Here is a 16,259-nt window from a genome sequence, read left to right as displayed (position 1 = left end):
GGGGTAGTAAATGGAAGAGACTCATTTACCACAGAAAGCGCGTGATCAATCGGTTGCAGTTGCTGTACTGACAATCAGTGATACGCGGACGAAAGCGGATGACAAAAGCGGCAAGGTGATATGCGATAAGCTACTCGAAGCGGGACATATTGTGAAGGCATACGAGATTTGTCCCGATGAAGCGTCACGTATCGAAGCGCAATTGTCTATTTGGTTGTCCGATTCGTCGATTCAGGCAATGATTTTCACGGGCGGAACGGGGATAGGCGCGCGGGATATTACAGTGGAAACCGTGTCACCCTATTTCACAAAACCGTTAGACGGATTTGGCGAACTGTTTCGCTTTTTGAGCTATACCGAAGATGTGGGATCAAAAGCGTTGCTCAGTCGCGCAACGGCAGGTGGAATCGGATTGCAGGCGGTATTTTTATTGCCAGGCTCTTCGAAGGCCGTGAAGCTTGCGATGGATAAGTTGATCGTGCCCGAGTTGCCGCATATTGTGCATGAGCTTGGAAAGCATTTGGGATAGTGGATGAGGAGTGTGGGGGATAGGGCGGTTAGCTTGGGGTTATGAGCGGTTGCGTGGGGTGATAGAGCGGACAGCGTGGAAGTATGATCGGTTTCGCGGGGTGATAGAGCGGATGGCGTGAGAGTATGATCGGCTTCGCGGGGTGATAGAGCGGACAGCGTGGAAGTATGATCGGCTTCGCGGGTTGATAGAGCGGATGGCGTGAGAGTATGATCGGTTTCGCGGGGTGATAGAGCGGATGGCGTGAGAGTATGATCGGTTTCGCGGGTTGATAGAGCGGATAACATGGAAGTATGATCGGCTTCGCGGGGTGATAGAGCGGATAACATGGAAGTATGAGCGCACACCCCAAATCCAATCAAAAAAAACGCGCGACATTTAGTCCGCGCGTTGATAATCTCCATTTTTCCCGCCAGATTTATGCTGAAGCATCGTCGGTCCGATGACCATGTCCTTGCCGGCAGCTTTACACATATCGTAAATCGTCAATGCAGCGGCAGAAGCGGCAGTCAGGGCTTCCATTTCGACTCCGGTTACGCCTTTCGTTTTGACTTCGGCTTCGATTAACACATGATAATGGGAAGATTCTTCATCGATATCCCAATCAAATCGGATATCTACGCCCGTTAAAGGAAGTGGATGGCACATTGGAATAATGTTGGACGTATTTTTCGCGGCCATGATGGCGGCGACTTGCGCAACTGCAAAGACGTCTCCTTTTTTATTTGTGCCATGAGTGATTTGCTCGTGAATGGATTTGTTTACCGTAATTGATGATGTAGCGATCGCAGTACGTAGTGTCGTTTCTTTGTCGGACACGTCGACCATTTTGGCGCGGCCTTGTTCATTGAAGTGTGTAAGTTCGGACATGATGATCATCCTTTCGTTTCATTTCATTGTACTAGTTAGTATAACAAAAGAAAGTAGGAGATGTACGTGGTGGAAATTCGAAAACCGATTCAAGTGGCGGAAGCAGTAGAGCGTGTGATGAAAAATGTATATAAGTTGGGGACGGAAGTTCTTCCGTTAGAAGATACATATGGTCGTGTACTAGCAGAGCCTATCGTAGCGAAGCATGACGTGCCGCCTTTTGATCGTTCGCCGTATGATGGTTTTGCGATTCGGGCGGAAGATTCGACGGGTGCTTCAGGTAATGATAGAAAAGCCTTTCGTGTGATTGGTGAAATTGGCGCAGGGCATGTAGCGGATCGTCCGATTGGACCAGGTGAATCGTTTCGCATCATGACAGGTGCATTAATTCCGGAACATGCGGATGCAGTCGTTATGCTGGAGCAAACGGTGGAGAATGATAGCGGGTTTACGTTACGTAAGCCGTTTGAAGCGGGCGAAAATATTTCGCGTCAAGGTGAAGATGCAAAGCAAGGTGAGACATTGATCGAAGCAGGAACGATTATTCATCCAGGGACTATTGCGTTACTTGCGACATTTGGCTATGCACAAGTGCGTGTTGCAAAACGGCCGATTGCTGGGGTATTGTCGACTGGAACGGAATTGCTCAATGTCACTGATGAACTGGAACCAGGGAAGATCCGCAATTCTAATGGTCCGATGATTCGTGCACAGTTGACGCGAATGGGAATTGAGTATATATCGTATGGCATGATGGAAGACAATTTGGATGCATGTACCGAAATCGTGGAGAAAGCACTTCAGGAAACAGACTTGCTTATTACGACGGGCGGTGTGTCGGTCGGAGATTACGATTATTTACCTATGATCTATGAGCGTCTGGGTGCGGAAGTATTGTTCAATAAAGTGGCGATGCGTCCTGGCAGTGTGACGACAGTAGCGGTGTTAGGAGATAAATTATTATTCGGTCTATCGGGTAATCCGTCTGCTTGCTTCACAGGATTTGAATTGTTCGCGCGGCCTGCCATTTACTCGATGATGGGTTGCACAGCACCTTATATGCCGCGTATTCAAGCGGTTCTTGGTGATGATTTCAAGAAAGCGAATCCGTTCACACGTTTCGTTCGCGCCAGCTGGTCGATGACAAACGAAGGAATCATAGCGACGCCTGCAGGTTTCAATAAATCCAGTGCAGTGTCTTCTATTGCACGGGGTAACTGCATCATCGTCTTGCCGAGCGGAACTCGCGGCTATGAAAAAGGCATGGTAGTGGACGCATTATTGTTAGGAACGGAACAAGGTGTGGAGCATTGGGAACTATGAAGACGCTACACGTCGTGGGCTTCAAGAACAGTGGAAAAACGACGCTTGTTTCGCACTGGATTACCGTGCTGAAGCATTTTGGTTACGAAGTCGCGGTGCTCAAACATCATGGGCATGGGGGAGCGCCTGAACTGCCGCCAGCATATACGGATACGGTGCAATTCTTAGAGTTTGGAGCAGTCTCAACCCTTGTCGCCGGGGGGGATATGATACAATTGATACAAAATAAAGAATATTCATTTGTACAGCTAAAGACATTGGCAGCGTTAAGTGAACCAGACGTTTTATTAATAGAAGGCTATAAAAAAGAAGCCGGTAAGAAAGTGGTGCTCATCCGAAACGAAGAAGAACGGGAAGAGCTGGAGTCGTTGTCTGGAATCATTCGAACGGTGAAAACAGCCGAACTTTTTGAAGACATTACACGACTCGACGATTGGTTGAAAGAATGGGTGGAGGCGGGACAATGAAACGATATGAAATTATAGATCAGCCGATTGATGTGCAGAAATACAGCGATCTTGTTTTGCATCCAGCTGCGGGTGCGGTGACGGTATTCACGGGACATGTACGCGAATGGACGCATGGTGTTCGCACATTGTATCTTGCGTATGACGCCTATGTACCGATGGCGGAAAAAAAGCTCGCTGAAATCGGTGCGGAGATGGAAGCAAAGTGGCCTGGAGTTCAAGTCGCTATGGCGCATCGGATTGGCGAGTTGAAAATATCAGACATTGCCGTAGTCATAGCGGTATCGTCTCCTCATAGAAAAGCAGCATATGAGGCGAATGAATATGCAATTGAGCGCATTAAAGAAGTCGTACCGATTTGGAAGAAGGAAATCTGGGAAGACGGCGAAGAATGGATCGGTGCACAGAAGAAATATCCAGAGAAAGGGAGCGAATCATGATGATTACAGTTCATTACTTTGCAAGACTACGCGAGTTGACGGGTAAAGGTGAAGAGTCTTTGGATCGCGCGCCTATGACGGTCGAAGAATTGCTGAACTGGGCAGAAGAGACATATCCAGGTTTCGGTAAAGAGACTATCCATGTGGCGGTGAATGAAGAGTATGCCTTAAAGGATGATGTCATTCAGGCGGGAGATGTCTGCGCGTTTATTCCACCAGTGAGTGGCGGATGAAGACAGTCGGTGTGTTGCTAGCGGGCGGACAATCGCGGCGTTTTGGCTCGCCAAAAGCGTTTGCACTGCATAAAGGTCACTCGTTCTATCATTATTCGTTAGAGGCATTGCGACCGATTTGCGAGGAGATCGTTGTCGTGGCGCGTCCAGAATATAGGGAACAGTTTCCGGATTGCGTGCATGTGACGACGGACCTGGAGGCAGTTTCTGGAATGGGTCCTCTTGCCGGGATTTTATCCGCTATGGAATTAGTGCAAGCTGACCGCTATGTCGTGTTGCCGTGTGATATGCCGTTTATGGAAGCGGGGATCATGAAAAGATTGCTAGCGTTGCATCATGGAGATATTTCGTCTGTAACGGTAGAAGGCAAGCGACACCCACTCGTTTCGGTCTGGAGTGCTAACGTCAAACCGACAATAAAACAAGCGTTACGCGATGGCAATCGTCGCGTGATGCATGTGCAAGCACAACATGAAGGTCGGTGGATTGAAGGCGATTTATTAACCGATACACCCGAAATTTCTTTTAAAAATGTCAACACGCCATGTGAACTGGGAAGGGGATGAAGAAGATGAATGCCATTGTAGATCAACTCGGTCGTCCGATTCGGGATTTGCGAATTTCCGTTACGGATCGCTGCAATTTCCGCTGTACATATTGCATGCCGAAAGAAGTTTTTGGTGATGACTTTTTATTTCTAGCTAAAAATGAATTGCTGTCGTTTGAAGAATTGGAGCGCTTGGCACGGATTTTTGCTCAGTTAGGTGTGAAGAAGCTACGCTTGACGGGCGGTGAACCGCTGATGCGCCGGAATTTACCCGAGTTGATACAGAAGCTTCACGACATCGAAGGGATCGAAGACATCGGACTGACAACCAATGCAGTGTTGCTCGGTCAATACGCACAACCTCTGTACGACGCTGGATTGCGCCGTCTGAACATCAGTTTAGATGCACTGGATCCAGAACTATTCGGACAGATCAACGGCCGTGGCATTTCACCTGAACTCGTTCTCGAAAATATCCAAAAAGCACAAGACATCGGTTTCACCATCAAAGTGAATATGGTCGTACAAAAAGGAGTCAATGAGAGCGAAATCCTCCCGATGGCTACGTATTTCAAAGAACGTGGCATCACATTGCGCTATATCGAGTTCATGGATGTCGGCAATGACAATGGCTGGAGCTTCGAAAAAGTCGTAACAAAAAAAGAGATCTACGACATGCTAGCTGCTGAGTTCGACATGGAGCCTGCGGAAGAAGACTATTACGGTGAAGTAGCAAAACGTTATCGCTATATAGGAACGGATGCACAAGTCGGCTTCATCACATCCGTTTCGGAGTCATTTTGTTCAACGTGTACGCGCTCTCGTCTATCGTCTGAAGGGAAATTATATACGTGTCTTTTCGCATCAGAAGGCTTTGACCTACGAAAATTAATTCGTTCGGATCAAACTGATGTAGAACTATATGAAGCGATTGCTACCGTGTGGAGAGGCAGAAAAGACCGCTATTCCGATGAACGGACGGAGCAGACGATAAAGAACCGGAAGAAAATCAATATGAACTATATCGGTGGCTAAAGGAGTGTTGTCCATGAAACCAACAGTATATATTTGTCGAGAGATGCCAGAAGAACTGATTGCCCCAGTACGCGAACACTATGAAGTACGCATGTGGGAGTCGACGAGTGAAGCCGTTCCTCGTGACGTATTGTTAAGAGAAGTAGCTGACGCGAATGCACTATGGACTGTCATCTCCGATCAGATCGACGAAGAAGTGCTTAACGCAGCCCCTTCATTACAATTAATCGTCAATATGGCAGTGGGCTATAATCACATCGATGTCAAAGCGGCGGCAGCACGGAATATTATTGTAACGAATACACCGGATGTGCTAACAGAAACAACAGCAGACTTGGCGTTCGCTTTATTGATGGCTACGGGCCGTGATTTGATCGGCGCAGAGAACGCGTTGCGCGAAGGGCGCTGGACGTCTTGGGAGCCCCTTGGTTTCACTGGAACTGATGTGTACGGGGCTACGCTTGGTATCATCGGCATGGGCCGAATTGGTGAAGCGGTGTTGAGACGTGCGAAAGGGTTCGATATGGACGTGCTGTATCACAACCGTAACCGCAAGTCAGAAATGGAAGATATGTATGGCTGTCGTTATGCCGAGCTTTCCGAATTACTAGCGTCGTCCGATTACGTGTTGATTTTAGTGCCGTATAGTGAGGAAACGAAAGGTATGATCGGGGAGAAGCAGTTGTCCGAGATGAAAGAGACAGGCATTCTGATCAATGTTGCGCGTGGGGGTATTGTGGATGAAGACGCGCTGTTTGATGCGCTACGTACGAAGAAGATTCATTCAGCAGGGCTAGACGTGTTCGAGACGGAGCCCGTTCCGCTAGACCATCCGTTGCTGACGTTGCCGAATGTGACGGTGCTTCCGCATATTGGTAGCGCGACGGTGAAGACGCGCAAGGCGATGATGAAGTTGAACGTAGAAGCGTTACTTGCATTTGCACAAGGGGAAGAACCGAATCATCAAGTTCGTGGTTGACTCAGGCGAGACATTGGTGACGTGGGGGCGACGTTGATCTGCGTTCCAGGCGGACGCGTTCCGCGGGCACGGCTTCAATCTCCTCGTCCGCTTCGCTCCCTGCGGGGCTTTCAGCTCGCGCTGTTCCCGCTGGAGTCGCCGCCTGGAACGCAGATCAACTAGTTTATTCTACTATCTATAGTGACGTGTAATAATTCGTCTCCACTTCCTAAAGAAGGTGACTGCAGCGGCAGGCGTAGCCAAACGACTGCCAACCTAACACATTTTACTCCCCCAAATTACTCATATTAATACTCAACAATAAATAAAAAGAGACTAGCCAAGTCATACTCGCTGACTTGGCTAGTCTCTTTTTTCATTGAGATTGGTTGATGAACCCCCAAATCGCTGCGGATAATTCGATTGCTTGTAGTTGTAGTTCCGAACCTTCGAACGCTTGACGGAACGAGCGCACAACGGATTCCAGTAAGTAGATCCTCGGTTGTTCAGCGGACAGCTCATCTAGTAAAAACTGGCTATATAACGTCCTTTGACTTCCGTCCTTTGGTAAGTTGCCAACGAATTTTTGCAAATGCTCAATCAACACTTCGCATGTCATCGGATACATCTCTTCGGCCGTTAACATATCTTCCAGCAAGCTCTGTGATAGGAAATGAGCGTCTCGTTTTACGATATCGGGTACGATCACTTCCATTCGTTGCATAACAAAATCCACTAGTTTCATCGTATCGATTGGCTCGGTAGTTGAACTTTTCCAGATATTAAGCGCATGTTGGATGAAACCAAAGAGTAACGATGCGCAATCATAGGAGTATGGTTTTACTTCCTCACCGTAGACGTTGACCAGTCGTTTCGCAAGCCATGCGAGTTCCCGAAAATGCATCTGCTTCACAAATTGACGCAGCTCATCGTCAGGTGAATGAACGATAGTTTCAAACAACGGTAGCAAGTTTTGTTGTCGATTCATCGTCAAACGAATTTCAATTTGTGCAGCGAGCAGACCAGGATCTGCAAGGTCTTTGCCGATCGCCAGCTCATTTCTCCGTAAGTAACTTATACAATAAGCGTCTTGCAATATCGCCATTAGACATTCATTTTTAGAAGGGAAGTAATTATAAAACGTTCCCTTTGAAATTTGTGCTGCATCCAAAATGTCTTGGATGGATGTTGCATGAAAGCCTTTGTCGATGAATAGTTGTTTTGCGATAAGCAATACGTGCTTTTTGCGGTCATTCATAGATAATCACCTGTGCATTTGAATTTTTATACTCTGTGTATACTATCTATACTATTCCTAAAACATTATTACATCAAGCTTTTAAGGTTTTTGAAATCTTTCAGTTGTAATAAATGTACTGCCGGTATAAAATATACTTCTGACATATTTTCCACATATTATAGGAGGGTAAAATGGTAGAATCAACAGAAATTAAAAAAATGCAGGAGAAACCGCCCTATGGCATCATTGCGATATTATTCATAGGTGCGTTCGTTGCGATTTTGAACAATACGTTACTGAATATCGCATTGCCGGTCATTATGAAAGAGTTTTCAATTTCCCCTTCGGCCGTTCAGTGGCTGACGACAGGTTATATGCTCGTCAACGGGATTATGATTCCTGCCAGTGCGTTTTTCATTCAGAAATTTACAAATAGAAGAATCTTCATTACCGCGATGGTGCTTTTCTCGTTAGGGACGTTGATCGCCATCATCGCACCGACATTCTCTTTACTAGTGGTTGCACGTATGATCCAAGCATCCGGTTCCGCACTGATGATGCCGTTATTGATGAATGTAATGTTGACGGCTTTCCCAATTGAAAAACGGGGAGCGGCATTGGGGATGTTCGGTCTTGTGATGTTCACGGCACCGGCAATTGGGCCGACATTGTCTGGTTGGATAGTCGAGCATTATTCGTGGCGGACACTGTTTGAGCTTGTGCTACCGATTTCATTGCTCACACTAGCTCTCGCAATTTTCAAACTCAAAAATATTACACCGAATCGTGATGTACGCATCAATTTCTCTTCATTAGTATTATCGACTATCGGCTTTGGTGGTTTGCTGTATGGTTTCAGTTCTGCAGGTGAACTGGGGTGGAGTTCTCCGATCGTCTATGGCACGATCGCGCTTGGTACGGTATCGCTCGTACTATTCATCCTAAAACAATTACGCATGACTGAGCCCATGCTCGATTTTCGTATTTACAAGCACTCGATGTTTGCCCTCTCATCTGTCGTATCGATGGTGTTGTCTGTGGCGATGTTTTCCGGAATGATTTTGACACCGTTGTATGTACAAAACGTGCGCGGAATTTCACCGCTAGATGCCGGACTGCTGATGTTACCCGGTGCAGTATTAATGGGAATCATGTCGCCCATCACAGGTCGTTTATTCGATAAATACGGTCCGCGTGTCCTCGTTTACACGGGACTTAGTATTTCGGTATTCACAACGTATTTATTGAGCCAATTGCATATGGATACAGGTTATTATTATTTGATGGGTGTCTATACGCTTCGGATGTTCGGGTTATCGATGGTCATGATGCCGGTTATGACAAATGGAATGAACTCGTTGCCGATGATCTCGAATCCGCATGGTACGGCAATGAATAACACATTGCAGCAAGTGTCTGGCGCGATTGGTTCGGCCTTGTTATTGACGCTCATGACCAAGCGATTGGATGTGTCTGCAGCTACCCAAGTGCAAGATTTGATCGCATCTGGAGTCGATGTCTCCGCTATGAAAGAAGAGATTGGACGGATGGCGATGCTCGACGGCGTCAATCACGCGTTCTTCATCTCGACCGTGATTACACTCATCGCATTGATCTTATCGTTATTCATAAAACGGGTCATACCACCGACTTCGCCTACTAGTGGTGAAGTGAAAGAACAATCTGAAAACTAAAACAAGGAGTTTCGTATGCTGCTATGCATGCGGAGCTTCTTTTTAGTATGGTATAGTAAAAAGAAAAGGTTGTGTTCGATGTGATAGGGAATAAAGAAAAATGCCCATGCGGAAGTGGGGATATCGTAGAGAACTGCTGCGGCAAAACAGAGATGCCGGGCACAAATACGGTCCAAGAAGAATTAAGGAAAGTATTAAACAGTTATTATGAAACATCCTTGTCTCCTGCTGAGATTCAATCATTAGAAGGGTTATTGAAAGATTGGGCTGGACGCCTTGGTGAGTGGATGGAAGAAGAGGAACTCGTGACGAATGTCAGCGATTACTATTTCTTCATCGTTCGTAAAGATCTATGGAGACGCCACCTTGTGAAAGCGCTCAACCGCACGCAAAATAGGGCAGTACGTGCTATTTTGAGAAGTTGGCAGAATGCTTTCATTACATTCGCAGAAGTGATGAAGGCTGATAAAGATGTCTATCATATGAAAGAAATTCTAGGAGAAGGCGAGTATTTATTGGCAAGAGAAGCAGGTGAGCCTGAAGATGTTCGCGCTGTCATCGCTATCGTCCTGGAAGAGATGCGCAATGAAGAGCGCTGGGTCATGCCGATTTCTGCTATTGCAGTGAATGGTCATATGAGTGATGAACTATTGACGCGTGTGCAGAAACTAGCGGAAACGAGCGAAGAGAAAAACAGCTTCGATTTTTTCAAGAAGCATCTCGTCGACATTTACGAAGTGGTTTGTAAACTGGACGTTCAGACGTTATCTGATGTAGTCGAGCAGAACTTTACACCGCTGCAACGTCAAGTAGTAGAAATATTGGATGCTCAACTCGAAAAGGAAGAGCTTTATCCGGGTGCGTATGAAATGTTATTGTCCTTGATGGCATACTACTTTACCGATCAAGATCCGAAGTTCCGCAAGCCCGAAGTACTCGCTGCGGCAGCGTTCCAATTGGCAGTCGATACGAATATGATGCCGAATACGTACACGCAAGCGGAAGTGGGTAAACTGTTTGGGGTTTCCGTCTCTTCATTCCGAAAGCATACGGATATTCTGCTAGAGAAGATTGAGGAACTTGAAAAGATGATGGCGGAAGGGAAGCAGGATTCCGCGTATCATATCGGTACCCATCCACTACCGTCTGAGCAAATGAACTGGCAAGTGCATATGTTGACGCAAAAGCATAACTTTGATTCGTTTGAAGAAGCGCAAGCGTATATTCAAGAAGCGATTCAGCAACCATTCGAGCCGGAAAATCAACAACAAGAAGCACAGATGCTGTGTTATATGGCGTACAATGCTGAAACGATCGAACAGCGACACGACTTCGCAGTAGGTGCATATGGCGCTGATCCGACGAATGTCGATGCATTGTTACTTCAGACGGAGTTGACAGATTCGAAGGACGAGCAGGAGAAGTTCTTTAAACAGGCGATATTCTCTGGTGAAAAGCAGTTTGACAGCCGCGCGGAAGATGTGTGGAAGTTCGCACCGAATCGTCCGTATTTGCGTAGCTTGATGCAGTACGGTGTGTGGCTCTATGAGCAAGATCGTTTTGTTGAAGCGAGCGAGATCTTCTTGCGTCTACTGTCGCTCGACCTCTTTGACCATCAAAGTGCAAGGTACTTGGCGATTTCTTCATTGATTCATTCAGGAGAAATAGATCAAGCAACACAGGTGTTAGAAGCATGTGTGGATGTTTCTAAAGAAGACGCTGCGTATTGGTATTTATCTTGGTTGGTAGAGATGGAACGCGCGCAGGGTAAGTCTTCGGAGCGTGCATTGGAGTTGTTTGCTAAGGCGGAACAGTTGAATCCGCATGTTAGCAAGTTAATGGAGATGGCTGTGGAAAAGATGCATTATCCGAAAAGCGTTGCGCTTACACCAGGTAGTCATGAGGAAGCACACTATATCTATTATTTGTTGTAATAAATGCAAGCCGTCATGGCAAGTTGGAATTTCCGACTTGCTGTGGCGGTTTTTTTGCGTAATGAGGCTGTCCATAGTGTTGGGGAGGGGGCTGTAGATCCGTGCTACGAGCTTCCCGCTCATACTTTCATCTTAAGCGCTCATATATCCATGGCATCTGCTCATACATCTTTATACGCGCTCTATAAACCTCCTAGTGTGCTCTATCAATCCATTTAACCGCTCTATTACATAAGGTAAGCGCTCTATGCCTGTTATCAATGCCTGCCTATCAAGTTAATTTATTCGGAATATGTCAAGCTTTAAAGGAATAGGATGATATATTGTCGAACAATTCTAATAGAGGCGACGAACGAAAACTATATGGAGCAGAAAGGGGTAATTTTAATGAAGCTAACTAACTACATTGATGGCATGTGGCAAGAGGAAGCCGCTAGTTATACTGCCGTACTCAATCCAGCGAACGGGGAAGAACTGGCGCAAGTACCTTTGTCAACGGATGAAGAGGTTCGGCAAGCGGTTGCCGCGGCGAAAATGGCGCAGAAGAAATGGGCTTTGGTGCCGGCACCGAAACGTGCAGATTATCTCTATGAAATTGGCCGTATTATGAAAGACAAAAAGGAACATCTAGCGCAAGTATTGACGAAGGAAATGGGAAAAGTCATAGAAGAGGCACGCGGTGAAGTGCAAGAGGGAATCGACATGGCGTTCTACATGGCTGGAGAAGGTCGGCGGTTGTTCGGTGAAACGGTTCCGTCTGAGTTGCAGGATAAGTTTGCGATGAGTGTTCGAGCGCCGATTGGCGTTGTCGGTCTAATCACACCGTGGAATTTCCCGATTGCCATTGCTACGTGGAAGTCGTTTCCGGCAATTGTGGCGGGCAATACATTTATTTGGAAACCGGCAACAGAAACACCGTTGATGGCGTATGAAATGGCATGGATTTTTGAACAAGCCGGCTTGCCGCATGGTGTGGCGAATATCGTCTTCGGTTCGGGTGCAGATGTTGGTACTGCGCTGATTGAACATCCCGATGTACGTGTTATTTCATTTACCGGCTCGACGGAAACAGGGCGCCATGTTGCGGAATTAGGTGGTCGTCATTTGAAGAAAGTATCTTTAGAAATGGGCGGCAAAAATGCGGTCATCGTGCTAGAAGATGCAGATATTGAACTAGCGGTAGAAGGTATTTTGTGGAGCGCATTTGGAACGGCAGGACAGCGCTGTACAGCTTGTAGCCGAGTCATCGTTCATCAAGATGTGAAAGAAGAGTTGCAGAAACGTCTGATCGAGAGCATGAAAGAACTAACGATGGGTGACGGTCTGGATGAATCGGTGAAAGTCGGCCCTGTGATCAATGAAAAGGCACTGGAGAAAATCCAAGGCTATATCGAGATCGGCAAAAGTGAAGGCGCAAACCTGGTGGCGGGTGGAAATGTGCTGAATGAAGGCAAATTCGCAAATGGACATTATGTTGAGCCGACATTGTTTGCGGATGTCGCATGGGATAGCCGTCTCGCGCAAGAAGAAATTTTCGGCCCAGTCGTTTCATTGATTACGGTCAGCAGTCTTGAAGAAGCGATTGAAGTGAATAACAGCGTCGCATATGGCTTGTCCAGTTCGATTTTCTCGCAAGACGTCAATAAAGTATTCCGCGCACAACGCGACCTAGATACAGGTATCGTCTATATCAACGCAGGCACAACAGGGGCGGAAATTCATTTGCCGTTTGGTGGAACGAAAGGGACAGGGAACGGCCATCGTGACTCCGGTGTTGCCGCACTGGATGTCTTTACGGAATGGAAGAGCATTTACATCGATTACAGCGGCAAGTTGCAGCGCGCGCAAATCGATACGGAATGAACTTACGGGAAGAAGGGATGAGCAGATGAAAGTAGTGGTATTAGGTGCAGGCTTAATGGGAAAAGAAGTCGTTCGTGATTTAGTGAAGCAGGACGAAGTGAAGAGAGTGTATCTCGCGGACCGTGCGATTCGGCAAGCAGAAGATTTTGCCGAAGAACTAATGAATGAAAAACTCGATATTTTATTGCTCGATGCTACGAATGAAGAGCAACTTAGCGACGTCATTGGATTGGGTGATATTGTCGTCAACGCATTGTTTTATACATTCAATGAAGCCGTCGCTCGCTGTGCAGTAGAACGGGGCGTACACGTTGTGGATCTAGGCGGACATATCGGTGGCGCGACGGAAAAAGTGCTCGCGCTGAATGAACAAGCTATCGCAAAAGGCGTAACGCTGATTCCGGACCTGGGGGTGGCACCGGGCATGATTAATATTCTGGCTGGTTACGGCGCATCGTTGCTAGACGAAACCCAGTCGATCAAACTTTACGTAGGTGGAGTTCCGGTCAAGCCTGAGCCACCACTGAATTATCATGTCGTCTTTTCATTGGAAGGATTATTCGATCATTACACCGATACATCACGCGTTAGGCGAAAAGGCGAAGTGAAGGAATTGCCTTCATTATCGGAAATTGAAACATTGGAATTTGATGGCTACGGCGAAATGGAAGCCTTCCATACATCAGGCGGTACGTCGACGCTGCTTGAGTCATTCCCTGCTGTCGAGACGCTAGAATACAAGACGATCCGTTATCCGGGTCATGCTGAAAAAGTTCAAGTGTTAGTGGATCTCGGTTTACTGTCTAGGGAATCCATGATTCGAGTAGACGGTAGACCGTTACGTGTACGCGACGTTATGCTCGCTCATTTGACGCCGCAACTACGCCTAGGGGATAAATCGGATGCCGTCTTGCTTCGCGTTATAGTGAGCGGTACGAAAGACGGACAGCCGCATACGATTTTGTGTAATATGATTACCGAAAAAGATCAGAACACCAACGAAACGGCTATGGCACTTGCGACGGCCAACACCATTTCAGTTGTAGCGCAAATGATTGGCAATGGCATCATTACGAAAAGAGGCGCGTACCCACCGGAAAAGATCGTGCCTGGTGAATTGTATATCGAAGAAATGAAGAAGCGCGGAGTTGTTATTGACGTACAACAGGCCTGATACAGTATATACTGGTAGGAAAGCGTGGATTTAGATCTCAATAGACCATCTCCTCGTATTTCTAAGGAGTGAAGTGGAATGCAACAACAAACTTTGAATTCATCACAGATGGGATTACAGCATCTCGCAACCAATCGACGGACAGTAAATAGGTTATTCAAATTCATGTCAGTAGACTTCGGATTTCTCGACCATATTCCGTTTCCGATTATGCGCAAAGCACTCAAGAAAAACATCTTGCGTGCAGTCTACTTGACGGACGGTATCAATGTTTACGGCTATGCTATCTATCAAGAAATCCCGAAATATGGAGGTATTCACGTACTCTATTTGGCAATAGCGCCGGAATTCCGTTCGTATGGATTAGGCAGCGTGCTACTTCGCCGTCTGGATGCGTTATCGCCATCGGGAATACTACTCGAAGTGGAAGACCCGGACTTTTCCAAAAACGAAGAAGAATTATCAATCCGAACACGACGTATTGCATTTTACGAACGGAATGGACTGACACTTGATAAAACGTTGAAGCTGACGAATTTTAAGCACCCGTTATTACTGATGACGACTTCGCAACTGCCCGCGTTGAATGAACGTCAGTTTAGGAAGTTTTATCGACAGTTGTATAACCGCGTATACCGTATACCAGTCGGGCAGATTGCGGTGAACGCACGTATCGAAAAAGCCTAGTTTCATTGTAAAGGAGGACACGAAGATGGACTTTACATTTACAGATGAACAGAACATGTTGCGACAGACAGCCAGACAGTTTGTAGATGCCGAAATCATGCCGCATATTGCGAAATGGGATGCCCAAGGAAATTTTGACGGGGGAATTTGGAAACGGCTCGCGGATCTAGGATTCATGGGAGTTTGTGTACCGGAAAAATACGGTGGCAGCGGTATGGATTATAATGCTTTAGCGATTCTATGCGAGGAACTCGAACGTGGAGACACGGCATTTCGCACTGCAGTTTCCGTACACATCGGTTTAAATTGCATGACACTGATGCAGTGGGGAACGAATGACCAGAAACAACGGTACTTGGTGCCACAAGCCAAAGGTGAGAAAATCGGTGCGTTCGGATTGACGGAACCTGGCGCTGGCTCGGATGTTTCTGCCATTCAAACAACAGCGGTTCGTGACGGAAATGACTATGTATTGAACGGTCAGAAAACTTGGATTTCACTTTGTGATGCGGCAGACAATTTTCTCGTTTTCGCCTACACGGATAAATCGAAGAAACACCACGGCATCAGCGCATTCATTGTAGAGCGTACAATGCCTGGATTTTCATCGAAGGCAATTAAAGGGAAGTACGGTATTCGGGCAGGTAACACGGGTGAGCTATTTTTTGAAGACGTTCGCGTACCCGCTGCGAATCTACTGGGCGAAGAAGGCGAAGGTTTTAAAATTGCGATGGCGGCGCTAGATAATGGACGTTTCACGGTGGCAGCAGGCGCAGTAGGCTTATTGTATGCCTGTCTTGAATCAAGCGTAGAGTACGCCACAACGCGTGAAACGTTCGGTAAGAAAATAGGTGAACACCAACTAGTTCAGCAAATGCTTGCAAAGATGGAAGCAGGTTATCAGATGAGCCGTCTTCTCGTTTATCGTGCGGGTGAATTGAAAAATAGCGGCGTTCGAAACACGCGTGAAACATCACTCGCGAAGTGGCAAGCTTGTGATTTTGCCAACCAAGCGGCAGATGACGCAGTGCAGATCCATGGAGCGTACGGCTATTCGGATGAGTATCCGGTTGCGCGGTATTTACGCAACTCGAAAGCGCCCGTCATTTATGAAGGCACGCGAGAAATCCATACGATCATGCAGGCGGAGTATGTGCTTGGAGAGCGTAGCGATAAGAAGTTGAATCGCATGTTGCCTAAGTGGCCGTTTGAAGAATAACAGCGATGCGGTAAGCCAATTAGTGTGGCTTACCGCATCGTTTTTT

At 46.8% G+C, this 16,259-nt stretch carries 16 protein-coding genes; 14 read left to right on the top strand and 2 right to left on the bottom strand.

Annotated features, from left to right (window positions below):
- The first annotated feature begins 10 nt into the window (after positions 1 to 10).
- Entirely contained in the window at positions 11 to 529 is a 519-nt protein-coding gene (locus CSV67_RS13405) for a MogA/MoaB family molybdenum cofactor biosynthesis protein (protein WP_099632100.1), read from the top strand.
- 378 nt (positions 530 to 907) lie between these two features.
- Here CSV67_RS13405 and moaC read toward each other — a convergent pair whose 3' ends face one another.
- Complete coding sequence (moaC, locus tag CSV67_RS13400) at positions 908 to 1,399, bottom strand: cyclic pyranopterin monophosphate synthase MoaC (RefSeq protein WP_099632099.1); 492 nt, start codon at positions 1,397 to 1,399, stop codon at positions 908 to 910.
- A 66-nt stretch (positions 1,400 to 1,465) separates the two neighbouring features.
- Between moaC and CSV67_RS13395 the strand changes: the two genes are divergently transcribed.
- From CSV67_RS13395 to CSV67_RS13365, 7 genes are read left to right on the top strand one after another with little or no spacing between them, the layout of a single operon-like run.
- Complete coding sequence (locus CSV67_RS13395; protein ID WP_099632098.1) at positions 1,466 to 2,722, top strand: molybdopterin molybdotransferase MoeA; 1,257 nt, start codon at positions 1,466 to 1,468, stop codon at positions 2,720 to 2,722.
- Positions 2,719 to 3,189, top strand: a complete 471-nt coding sequence (gene mobB, locus CSV67_RS13390; protein WP_099632097.1) for a molybdopterin-guanine dinucleotide biosynthesis protein B — start codon at positions 2,719 to 2,721, stop codon at positions 3,187 to 3,189. The genes CSV67_RS13395 and mobB overlap by 4 nt, the downstream gene beginning before the upstream one ends.
- Positions 3,186 to 3,629: a molybdenum cofactor biosynthesis protein MoaE gene (locus tag CSV67_RS13385; protein WP_099632096.1), complete on the top strand. Its 444-nt coding sequence runs from the start codon at positions 3,186 to 3,188 to the stop codon at positions 3,627 to 3,629. The genes mobB and CSV67_RS13385 overlap by 4 nt, the downstream gene beginning before the upstream one ends.
- Positions 3,629 to 3,862 (top strand): molybdopterin converting factor subunit 1, encoded by a 234-nt coding sequence (gene moaD, locus CSV67_RS13380; RefSeq protein WP_099632189.1) that lies wholly within the window; start codon positions 3,629 to 3,631, stop codon positions 3,860 to 3,862. Before CSV67_RS13385 ends, moaD begins: the two co-directional genes overlap by 1 nt.
- Positions 3,859 to 4,428: a molybdenum cofactor guanylyltransferase gene (locus CSV67_RS13375; protein ID WP_099632095.1), complete on the top strand. Its 570-nt coding sequence runs from the start codon at positions 3,859 to 3,861 to the stop codon at positions 4,426 to 4,428. The genes moaD and CSV67_RS13375 overlap by 4 nt, the downstream gene beginning before the upstream one ends.
- Entirely contained in the window at positions 4,425 to 5,444 is a 1,020-nt protein-coding gene (gene moaA / locus CSV67_RS13370) for a GTP 3',8-cyclase MoaA (protein ID WP_099632094.1), read from the top strand. The genes CSV67_RS13375 and moaA overlap by 4 nt, the downstream gene beginning before the upstream one ends.
- Positions 5,445 to 5,457: 13 nt before the next feature.
- Positions 5,458 to 6,423 carry a 2-hydroxyacid dehydrogenase gene (locus CSV67_RS13365; protein WP_099632093.1) on the top strand — a complete coding sequence of 322 codons (966 nt, stop codon included), beginning with the start codon at positions 5,458 to 5,460 and terminating at the stop codon, positions 6,421 to 6,423.
- A 355-nt stretch (positions 6,424 to 6,778) separates the two neighbouring features.
- On the opposite strand, the gene CSV67_RS13360 is transcribed toward CSV67_RS13365, so the two are convergent.
- A complete protein-coding gene (locus CSV67_RS13360; RefSeq protein ID WP_099632092.1) occupies positions 6,779 to 7,660 on the bottom strand; it encodes a TetR/AcrR family transcriptional regulator in 882 nt (293 codons plus the stop codon).
- A 173-nt stretch (positions 7,661 to 7,833) separates the two neighbouring features.
- Between CSV67_RS13360 and CSV67_RS13355 the strand changes: the two genes are divergently transcribed.
- The 6 genes from CSV67_RS13355 (at position 7,834) to CSV67_RS13330 (ending at position 16,213) form a co-directional block, all read left to right on the top strand.
- On the top strand, positions 7,834 to 9,336 hold the full coding sequence (locus tag CSV67_RS13355) for an MDR family MFS transporter (RefSeq protein WP_099632091.1): 1,503 nt from the start codon (positions 7,834 to 7,836) through the stop codon (positions 9,334 to 9,336).
- A 71-nt stretch (positions 9,337 to 9,407) separates the two neighbouring features.
- Positions 9,408 to 11,270 carry a tetratricopeptide repeat protein gene (locus CSV67_RS13350; RefSeq protein ID WP_233192620.1) on the top strand — a complete coding sequence of 621 codons (1,863 nt, stop codon included), beginning with the start codon at positions 9,408 to 9,410 and terminating at the stop codon, positions 11,268 to 11,270.
- Between the two features lie 387 nt (positions 11,271 to 11,657).
- Complete coding sequence (locus CSV67_RS13345) at positions 11,658 to 13,133, top strand: aldehyde dehydrogenase family protein (RefSeq protein WP_099632089.1); 1,476 nt, start codon at positions 11,658 to 11,660, stop codon at positions 13,131 to 13,133.
- A 25-nt stretch (positions 13,134 to 13,158) separates the two neighbouring features.
- On the top strand, positions 13,159 to 14,307 hold the full coding sequence (locus tag CSV67_RS13340) for a saccharopine dehydrogenase family protein (RefSeq protein WP_099632088.1): 1,149 nt from the start codon (positions 13,159 to 13,161) through the stop codon (positions 14,305 to 14,307).
- Positions 14,308 to 14,385: 78 nt separating this feature from the next.
- Positions 14,386 to 14,994, top strand: coding sequence for a GNAT family N-acetyltransferase (locus tag CSV67_RS13335; RefSeq protein ID WP_099632087.1), 609 nt, complete (start codon positions 14,386 to 14,388; stop codon positions 14,992 to 14,994).
- Between the two features lie 25 nt (positions 14,995 to 15,019).
- On the top strand, positions 15,020 to 16,213 hold the full coding sequence (locus CSV67_RS13330; RefSeq protein ID WP_099632086.1) for an acyl-CoA dehydrogenase family protein: 1,194 nt from the start codon (positions 15,020 to 15,022) through the stop codon (positions 16,211 to 16,213).
- Positions 16,214 to 16,259 lie beyond the last annotated feature (46 nt).

The organism is Sporosarcina sp. P2, assembly GCF_002743255.1.
GTDB lineage: Bacteria > Bacillota > Bacilli > Bacillales_A > Planococcaceae > Sporosarcina.
This window is presented reverse-complemented; position numbering and strand designations above follow the sequence as displayed.

Coding starts and splice junctions, on each gene's coding strand:
- CSV67_RS13405 (WP_099632100.1), top strand. CDS start 11: ATGGAAGAGACTCATTTACCACAGAAAGCGCGTGATCAATCGGTTGCA.
- moaC (WP_099632099.1), bottom strand. CDS start 1,399: ATGTCCGAACTTACACACTTCAATGAACAAGGCCGCGCCAAAATGGTC.
- mobB (WP_099632097.1), top strand. CDS start 2,719: ATGAAGACGCTACACGTCGTGGGCTTCAAGAACAGTGGAAAAACGACG.
- CSV67_RS13385 (WP_099632096.1), top strand. CDS start 3,186: ATGAAACGATATGAAATTATAGATCAGCCGATTGATGTGCAGAAATAC.
- moaD (WP_099632189.1), top strand. CDS start 3,629: ATGATTACAGTTCATTACTTTGCAAGACTACGCGAGTTGACGGGTAAA.
- CSV67_RS13375 (WP_099632095.1), top strand. CDS start 3,859: ATGAAGACAGTCGGTGTGTTGCTAGCGGGCGGACAATCGCGGCGTTTT.
- moaA (WP_099632094.1), top strand. CDS start 4,425: ATGAAGAAGATGAATGCCATTGTAGATCAACTCGGTCGTCCGATTCGG.
- CSV67_RS13365 (WP_099632093.1), top strand. CDS start 5,458: ATGAAACCAACAGTATATATTTGTCGAGAGATGCCAGAAGAACTGATT.
- CSV67_RS13360 (WP_099632092.1), bottom strand. CDS start 7,660: ATGAATGACCGCAAAAAGCACGTATTGCTTATCGCAAAACAACTATTC.
- CSV67_RS13355 (WP_099632091.1), top strand. CDS start 7,834: ATGGTAGAATCAACAGAAATTAAAAAAATGCAGGAGAAACCGCCCTAT.
- CSV67_RS13345 (WP_099632089.1), top strand. CDS start 11,658: ATGAAGCTAACTAACTACATTGATGGCATGTGGCAAGAGGAAGCCGCT.
- CSV67_RS13340 (WP_099632088.1), top strand. CDS start 13,159: ATGAAAGTAGTGGTATTAGGTGCAGGCTTAATGGGAAAAGAAGTCGTT.
- CSV67_RS13335 (WP_099632087.1), top strand. CDS start 14,386: ATGCAACAACAAACTTTGAATTCATCACAGATGGGATTACAGCATCTC.
- CSV67_RS13330 (WP_099632086.1), top strand. CDS start 15,020: ATGGACTTTACATTTACAGATGAACAGAACATGTTGCGACAGACAGCC.